The organism is Burkholderia sp. BCC1644 (assembly GCF_902833225.1).
In the GTDB taxonomy this organism is placed as follows: Bacteria; Pseudomonadota; Gammaproteobacteria; order Burkholderiales; family Burkholderiaceae; genus Burkholderia.
Map to the genome: position 1 here is coordinate 24,381 of NZ_CADFEI010000035.1, position 8,116 is coordinate 32,496.

Here is an 8,116-nt window from a genome sequence, read left to right on the forward strand (position 1 = left end):
AGTGAGAAAGGAGCACAAGGTGGATATTCTGCGCAGTCTCCTCGGTATGCTGTTTCTGTTGCTGGTTGCCTATCTGTTGTCGAACAACCGCCGTGCGGTAAGCGGCCGGACCATGATCGCCGCGCTGCTCACGCAGTTCGCGATCGGCGCGCTGGTGCTGTTCGTGCCGTCGGGCCGCACGGCGCTGGCCGGGGCCGCGAGCGGCGTCAATCGCGTGCTCGACATGGGCAATCACGGCATCGCGTTCGTGTTCGGCGGGCTGGTCGACGCCAAGATGTTCCAGCTGTTCGGCGACGGCGGCTTCGTATTCGGCCTGCGCGTGTTGCCGATGATCATCTTCGTCACCGCGCTGATCTCGGTGCTGTACTACATCGGCGTGATGAAGTGGATCGTCGCGATCCTCGGCGCGGGGCTCGCGAAAGTGCTCGGCGTGAGCCGCATCGAGGCATGTTCGGCCGTCGCGACGATCTTCCTCGGGCAGAGCGAGATGCCCGCGCTCGTGAAGCCGTTCGTGCGCAACATGACGAGCGCCGAGATCTTCACGGTGATGGCGAGCGGCATGGCATCGGTCGCCGGCTCGGTGCTGGTCGGCTACGCCGGCCTCGGCGTGAAGATGGAGTACCTGCTCGCCGCGTCGTTCATGGCGGTGCCGGGCGGGCTGCTGTTCGGCAAGCTGCTGTTTCCGACCGTCGAGCCGAGCCGCGTCGTGGTCGACGGTCTCGATTTCGACGACAAGCGGGCCGCGAACGTGATCGAGGCCGCGGCGTCCGGCGCGTCGGTCGGCATGCGGATCGCCATCAACGTCGGCGCGATGCTGATCGCGTTCGTCGGGCTCATCGCACTGATGAACCTGATCGTCGGCGGCGCGGCCGCGTTCGCGGGCTTTCCGCAGGTCACCCTGGTGGGCATCATCGGCCACCTGTTCGCGCCGCTGGCGTGGATCATCGGCGTGCCGTGGCACGATGCGACGCTGGCCGGCAACTTCATCGGCGAGAAACTGATCTTCAACGAATTCGTCGCGTACGGCGACCTGTCGCCGTATCTGAAGGGCGGCGAGCACGTCGCGGCGGCCGGCTTGCAGGTGCTCGACCCGAAGACGCTCGCGATCGTGTCGTTCGCGCTGTGCGGTTTCGCGAACTTCTCGTCGATCGCGATTCTCGCGGGCGGCTTCAGCGCGGTCGCGCCCGAGCGCCGCTCGGAAGTTGCACGCCACGGCTTGCGCGCGCTGACGGCCGCGACGCTGTCGAACCTGATGAGCGCGGCGATTGCCGGCCTGTTCTTTTCGCTGCATTGATTCGTGCAGTAGACTCCGACCGATCGAAGAGAGGCAACGATGTTTCTACCGCAGGAATTCATTCGCAGGAAGCGTGACGGGCAACCGCTCGATCGCGACGGGATTGCCGCGTTCGTGCGCGGCGTGACCGACGGCAGCGTGACCGAGGGCCAGGTGGCGGCGTTCGCGATGGCCGTGTTTTTCAACGACCTGAGCACCGACGAGCGCGTCGCGCTGACGCTCGCGCAGCGCGACTCGGGCGACGTGCTCGACTGGCGTGCGCTCGATCTCGGCGGGCCGGTGATCGACAAGCATTCGACGGGGGGCGTCGGCGACGTCGTGTCGCTGATGCTCGGGCCGATGGTGGCCGCATGCGGCGGCTACGTGCCGATGATCTCGGGGCGAGGGCTCGGCCATACCGGCGGCACGCTCGACAAGCTCAGCGCGATACCCGGCTATGACGTGATGCCCGCTACGGAGGCGTTTCGCCGCACGGTGCGCGACGTCGGCGTCGCGATCATCGGGCAGACCGCACGGCTCGCGCCCGCCGACAAGCGCATCTATGCGATTCGCGACGTAACGGCGACCGTCGAGTCGGTCGCGATGATTACCGCGTCGATCCTGTCGAAGAAACTCGCGGCGGGGCTCGACGGGCTCGTGATGGACGTGAAGGTCGGCTCCGGCGCGTTCATGCCGACCGCGGAGAAATCGGCGGAACTGGCGCGCAGCATCGTCGATGTCGGCAACGGTGCGGGCATGAAGACGACCGCGATCCTCACCGACATGAACCAGTCGCTCGCGCCGTGTGCGGGCAATGCGCTCGAGGTCGCGTGCGCGATCGACTACCTGACGGGCAAGTCGCGCCCTGCGCGCCTGCATGACGTGACGATGGCGCTGTCGGCGGAACTGCTCGTCACCGGCGGACTGGCACGCGATGTCGCGGAGGCGCGCGCGAAGCTGCAGCAGGCGCTCGACTCGGGTGCGGCGGCCGAGCGCTTCGCGAGAATGGTCGCGGCGCTCGGCGGCCCCGCGGACCTGATCGACGTGGCGGCCCGGCATCTGGCACGGGCGGCGGTGATCGTGCCGGTTCCGTCGCCAGCGACCGGCGTGGTGCAGCGGGTCGATTGTCGCGGGCTCGGGCTGACGGTCGTCGCGCTCGGCGGCGGCCGTACGCGCGCGGAAGACGCGATCGACGTCAGCGTCGGACTGACGGCGCTGGCGGAGATCGGGCAGCGCGTCGAGGCCGGCGAGCCGCTCGGCTACGTGCATGCGCGCGACGACGCGGCCGCGGCACACGCGGTGGATGCAGTACAGCGCAGCTACGTGCTCGGCGAAACGGGCGAAGCGCCGCCGACCCTTTACCAGCGGATCGGCTGATCCTGCTCCCGGAGGCACCATGTCGATGGAACGAAACGAACTGATCGAACAGGCCAAGGCGGCGCGCGAACGCGCGTACGCGCCGTATTCGCGCTTCAAGGTCGGCGCGGCGCTGCAGGCGCGCGACGGGACGGTTTTCCACGGCTGCAACGTCGAGAACGCGTCGTACGGATTGTGCAATTGCGCGGAGCGCACGGCGATGTTTGCGGCGATCGCCGCCGGTTATCGTCCGGGCGACTTCGCGCGGCTCGCGGTCGTCGGCGACACGGATGGTCCGATCGCGCCGTGCGGCGCGTGCCGTCAGGTGATCATCGAGATCGGCCTGCCCGACATCGAAGTGGTCCTGGCCAATCTGAAGGGGGCCGTCGAAGTCACGACGGCCCGCGCGTTGCTGCCCGGCGCGTTCAGCCTGTAACGGCGCGCGCCGCGGCGAGCCGCACGTATCACGCGCCTTCGCGCGCGTCGCGGATCGGAATCACGGTGCGCGCGCCGCACTGGCGCAGCAGGTCGCGCAATTCGTTGATGACCGGAAACACCTCGTGATTCCAGTCGGCGCCCTGGCGATCGTGCGCTTCCTGTTCACGCTCGACGATCCAGCGATCCTCGCGGAAGATGCGCTCGGTGAACCACACGAGCAGCGGCCACGCGAGATCGAGCGCGAACGGGATGCCGGGCTTGTGGATCGACAGCAGTCCGAACGTGCGGTTGGTGCGCTGTTCGGCGTCGAGCGGCACGTAGACGATCCACAGGTCCATCACGAGCGTGCCTTCGCTCGACCGGATCTGCAGCGTCTGGTACGGGTAGCCGGTGCGTACCGTCATCACGCTCTTGTCGGACTGGTCGGCCGGCTTCTTGCTCGCGCCGAACACGAGCGCCTCGCCGACCGGCTGCTTGCCTTCCATCCGCGCGAACGTGTAGTCGACTTCGACCCAGTCGTCGCCGCGGCGGCGGCCGACCGAGCGCGCGCGCATCTGTCCCATCTGCTTGCGGTGCAGGAACTGATGGTTCATGTCCATCAGGTTCTCGTGCATGAACGAGTAGTGGCACTTGACCTCGCGGCCGAAACGGCGCGTCTTGTACGCGCGATTGTCCGCCGATTCGAGCGCGGGGAACGGCCGTGAATCGGCAAGCGTTGCGTCGCCCGGGAACACGAAGATCAGCCCGTGCGACTCGCGGCACGGATACGCACGCACGCCGTTGGGCAAGCGCTCGCGGCCGAGGTAGGGCACGTCGACGCAGCGGCCGCTGTCGCACGCGTAGGTCCAGCCGTGATAGCAGCAGCGCAGCGTTTCGCCGCTGACGACGCCCGCATGCAGCGGCACCTGGCGGTGCGCGCAACGATCTTCGAGCGCGTACACGGCGCCGGACTCGGTGCGCACGAGCACGATCGGCTCGCCGGCGAAGTGCACGCCGAGCGTCTTGCCGCGCTTGAGCTCGCGCGACCACGCGAGCGGGTACCAGTGATCGGGATGAATGGGCACGCGGCGCAGGTCGCGCACCGTCGCGCCGGAGGACGATTCTCCAACGGTGTTGCTGTCAGGCAAGGGCACTGCGAGCATGCGTGACGCCTCCTGGCTGGGCGGGTGGTCCGGGCGCCGCAGGAAGCGGCGGGGATCAGGAGAAGTCTACGCGAAGTTGCCCGCCGCGGCGGACGCGATGCGGGTTTGCCCCGGCACGGCGGCCGGGGTTTCGTTGATGCGGCGCAAACCGGGCGGCTGGCGGCGCGCGCCGGTCGTGCACGGCTGCGCGGCGGGCGGCCCACCGTCACCCGTCACCCGTCACCGGTCACCCGTCACCCGTCACCGGTCACCCGTCACCCGTCACCGGTCACCCGTCACCGGTCACCCGTCACCGGTCACCCGTCACCGGTCACGCGGCCGGTGGCCGGTCAGGAATGGGCTTCACGCCACAGCACCGCGTCGGTGCGGTACAGCGCCGGGAAGTACTGCTTCAGCCCGGTGATCTTCGGCATGTCGTTGTACGCGATGTACGGCGCATCGGGGTGCAGCTCGAGGTAGTTCTGGTGATAGGCCTCGGCCGCATAGAACCCCTTGTAGTCCTCGACACGCGTGACGACGGGCGCGGGGAACACGTGCGCCGTGCCGAGCTGCGCGATGTACGCGGTCGCGACCGCGCGTTGCTGGGCGGTGGTCGGGAAGATCGCGGACCGGTACTGCGACCCCTCATCGGGGCCCTGCCGGTTGAGTTCGGTCGGATCGTGCGCGACCGAGAAGAACACCTGCAGCAGCCGGCCGTACGTGATCTGAGTCGGGTCGTAGACGATGCGCACCGATTCCGCATGCCCCGTCAGCCCCGAGCCGACGAGCGCGTAGTGCGCGGTTTCGGATGCGCCGCCCGCATAGCCGGCCGTGACCTGCTTCACGCCCTTCACGTGTTCGAACACGCCCTGCACGCCCCAGAAGCAGCCGCCGGCGAGCACGGCCGTCTCGTCGTGCGACGCGCCGGGTGTTTCGTCGAGCGTCGGCGCGGGCACGGTGCGCATCGGCTCGGCGGAATTGACGATGCGCTGGTAGCCGAACACGGCGGCGGCCGCGAACGCGACGGCGCCGATGCGGCGCAGCAAAGCCGCGCGCCGGCGCGCGGCGGCATCACGGGTAGAAATCGGGATCATCATTTGCTCCTTTTGAACGGGTCGGGGAACGCGGCGGCCGGATGGCGGCGGCGCACGCGATCAACCGAAAGTGAATGCGTACGCATCGACACCGGGATCGAGAAACTCGATCGCGAACGTGCGATCGGCGATCGCGCCCGGCTGCCGGACGAGCTGGTACAGGCGCTGGCCCGTGACGGTGCCGTAGCCCTGCGCGTCGACGTCGGCGCCGTGCGCGGCACCGGGCGCCGCGCCATCGAGCGTCACGCGAAAGCGCACGGGCTGGCCGTTCGCACCCGGGCCGAGCACGAGGTGCAGGTCGCGCGCATGGAACCGGTAGACGATCCGGCCGTCGGGGGCAGCGAGCGACGCACGCTCGGCGCCGACATTCCAGGTGCCCGCGAGGCCCCAGTCGTTGAGATCCGGGTGGGCCGGCGCGTCGTAGCGGTGCGCTGCATCACGCGCGGCACCGCCCGGCGACGCGAAGCTCTCCGCACGCGCATAACCGACATAGGTTTCGGGCGAGCGGACGTCCGCGCTGTCGGCTGCCGCGAGCGCACCCTTCGCGGGCGTCCCGGCCAGCCCGAGCGGCACGTTCAGCGCTTCCGGATGGCCGGCTTCCGCGAGCAGCGACTGGATCGCGCGTTCCGACTGCGCATATTCGCCTTCGCCGAAGTGGTGATGGCGAACGCGCCCTTGCGCGTCGATGAAGTAGTGCGCCGGCCAGTATTCGTTGTTGAATGCACGCCAGATCGAATAGCCGTTGTCGATCGCGACCGGGTAGTCGATGCCGAGGTCGTGTACGGCCTTCTTCACGTTGCCGATGTCGCGCTCGAACGCGAATTCGGGCGCGTGCACGCCGATCACGACGAGCCCGTAGGGCGCGTACTTGCGTGCCCACGCGTTCGTGTACGGCAGCGTGCGCAGGCAGTTGATGCACGAATACGTCCAGAAATCGACCAGTACGACCTTGCCGCGCAGGCCGGCCGCGGTCAGCGGCGGCGAGTTCAGCCACTGCACGGCGCCGTCGAGCGACGGCAGCGTGCCTTCGACGGGCAGCGCGGACGGCGTCGTGACGGCCGCGCGCATCATCGCGCCGCCGGCCATCGCACCGCCGGTGGCTGGTGCGCCATCGGCCGCCGCGGCCATCATTGCACCGCCGGTGGCGTTGTCGGCGGCGTTGCCGGTTGCGGCCATCGCGCCCGGTGCGCTGTTCGAGCGTCCGCCGAGGCGATCGACGAGCTTCGTTTCGAGGCCGCCCGTCGTGACGGTCGACAGCTGCGCGAGCGCGCCGGTGTCGAGGCCGAGCGCGATCGCGCCGACGCCGGCGATCAGCGCCGCGCCGATCCCGCGGCGGATCCATTCGCCGGCGCCGAGCGAGCGCTTCATCGCCGCGAACACCTTCCCGCCGATCACGAGCGCCACGCCGAGCGACGTTGCCGCGCCGGCCGCATACGCGACGAGCAGCAGCGTCGTACCGACGCTCGCGCCGCGCAGTGCGGCACCGGTCAGCACGAGCCCGAGGATCGGGCCCGCGCACGGCGCCCACAGCAGGCCCGTCGCGACGCCGAGCAGCAGCGACGACGCGGGGCCGGCCGGGCGGCCGTCGCGTTGCGCGAACCCGGTGAGCCGGTTGCCGGCGGCGACGAGCGGGCGCGTCAGGTGTTCCGCGAAGCGCGGCATCAGCAGCGTCAGGCCGAACACGGCGAGCAGCACGATGGCGATCCAGCGGCCGGCCTGGTTCGCCTGCGCGACCCAGCCGCCGCCCACGGCGGCGAGCGTCGCGACGACGGCGAACGTCAGCGCCATGCCGGCGAGCAACGGCAGGCCGGTACGCACGAACGGCTGGTCGGCGCGTGCGAACACGAATGGCAGCACGGGCAGAATGCAGGGGCTCAGGATCGTGAGCACGCCCCCGAGATAGGCAAGGACGATGAGCAGCATGATGCGTTCTCCAGTCGGTCGGGAGTGGGGCCGGATCAGGCGGCAGCCGGGTGGAAGGTGAGCGCGAGGCCGTTCATGCAGTAGCGCAGGCCGGTCGGCTGCGGGCCGTCGTCGAACACGTGGCCGAGATGGCCGCCGCAGCGCCGGCAGTGCACTTCGGTGCGGACCATGCCGAACGTCGTGTCGATATGGGTGTCGACCGCGTGGTCGAGCGGCTTCCAGAAGCTCGGCCAGCCCGTATGGCTGTCGAACTTGGCGGCGGACGAGAACAGCGCGAGGCTGCAGCCGGCACAGGCGAACGTGCCGGTCCGGTGCTCGTCGTTCAGCGGGCTGCTGTACGGCCGCTCGGTGCCGGCTTCGCGCAGGATCGTGTATTGGGCGGGCGTGAGCCGGCGATGCCATTCGGCGTCACTGAGCGTGACCTCGAAAGGGGCCGCCGGCGTGCTGGCCGGCGGCGCGGCGAACGCACGGCCGACCAGCGCGCGGCGTCCGGCGGACGACAGCGCCGCGAGCGCGGCAAGGCCGGTGGCGCCGGCGAACAGCAGATGTCTGCGGGTGGGCATGATGGGCTCCTGGAAGCAGGTCCTGAAAACATGCGCCTATCGTAGGCAGCGGCCGGTGTCGAAGTCCTCACGGAAAGTTAAATGAATTGTGATTACTTTCCGGGTGTTCCAGTCAGTTCCGCAGAAACCCGTCAGAGCCCCGTCTGACAAGGGTTTTCGGGAAATTGGTGGTCCGCCCACTTCCGCGGAAATCCCGCACGAGCCGCAACTTTTTAGTGTCTTTTTAGGCAGTATGACTTCGCGTGAGGTAGAGGGCTGGCCTGCGGCGAGGAAGCAAACGCGGGTTAGCATTGCAGCCAGAGCCGCACGGTGTGGACGGTGCCACACCCGGCACTTTCTCGCACGGAG

At 69.0% G+C, this 8,116-nt stretch carries 7 protein-coding genes; 3 read left to right on the forward strand and 4 right to left on the reverse strand.

Annotated elements, in window-relative coordinates; translation table 11 throughout:
• Positions 1 to 19: 19 nt before the first annotated feature.
• From HWX87_RS37150 to HWX87_RS37160, 3 genes are read left to right on the forward strand one after another with little or no spacing between them, the layout of a single operon-like run.
• Positions 20 to 1,294, forward strand: a complete 1,275-nt coding sequence (locus HWX87_RS37150; RefSeq protein WP_176051756.1) for a NupC/NupG family nucleoside CNT transporter — start codon at positions 20 to 22, stop codon at positions 1,292 to 1,294.
• Between the two features lie 39 nt (positions 1,295 to 1,333).
• Positions 1,334 to 2,650 (forward strand): thymidine phosphorylase, encoded by a 1,317-nt coding sequence (gene deoA, locus HWX87_RS37155; protein WP_176051757.1) that lies wholly within the window; start codon positions 1,334 to 1,336, stop codon positions 2,648 to 2,650.
• A gap of 25 nt (positions 2,651 to 2,675) precedes the next feature.
• The gene (locus tag HWX87_RS37160; protein ID WP_176051762.1) at positions 2,676 to 3,065 is read left to right on the forward strand and encodes a cytidine deaminase; all 390 of its coding nucleotides are present in this window, start codon (positions 2,676 to 2,678) and stop codon (positions 3,063 to 3,065) included.
• 28 nt (positions 3,066 to 3,093) lie between these two features.
• Here HWX87_RS37160 and HWX87_RS37165 read toward each other — a convergent pair whose 3' ends face one another.
• The 4 genes from HWX87_RS37165 to msrB form a co-directional block, all read right to left on the reverse strand.
• The gene (locus tag HWX87_RS37165) at positions 3,094 to 4,209 is read right to left on the reverse strand and encodes an aromatic ring-hydroxylating dioxygenase subunit alpha (protein ID WP_176051758.1); all 1,116 of its coding nucleotides are present in this window, start codon (positions 4,207 to 4,209) and stop codon (positions 3,094 to 3,096) included.
• 329 nt (positions 4,210 to 4,538) lie between these two features.
• On the reverse strand, positions 4,539 to 5,282 hold the full coding sequence (msrA, locus tag HWX87_RS37170; RefSeq protein WP_176051759.1) for a peptide-methionine (S)-S-oxide reductase MsrA: 744 nt from the start codon (positions 5,280 to 5,282) through the stop codon (positions 4,539 to 4,541).
• A 60-nt stretch (positions 5,283 to 5,342) separates the two neighbouring features.
• Positions 5,343 to 7,205: a cytochrome c biogenesis protein DipZ gene (locus HWX87_RS37175; protein ID WP_176051760.1), complete on the reverse strand. Its 1,863-nt coding sequence runs from the start codon at positions 7,203 to 7,205 to the stop codon at positions 5,343 to 5,345.
• A gap of 35 nt (positions 7,206 to 7,240) precedes the next feature.
• Positions 7,241 to 7,768 carry a peptide-methionine (R)-S-oxide reductase MsrB gene (msrB, locus tag HWX87_RS37180; protein ID WP_176051761.1) on the reverse strand — a complete coding sequence of 176 codons (528 nt, stop codon included), beginning with the start codon at positions 7,766 to 7,768 and terminating at the stop codon, positions 7,241 to 7,243.
• Positions 7,769 to 8,116: the final 348 nt, after the last annotated feature.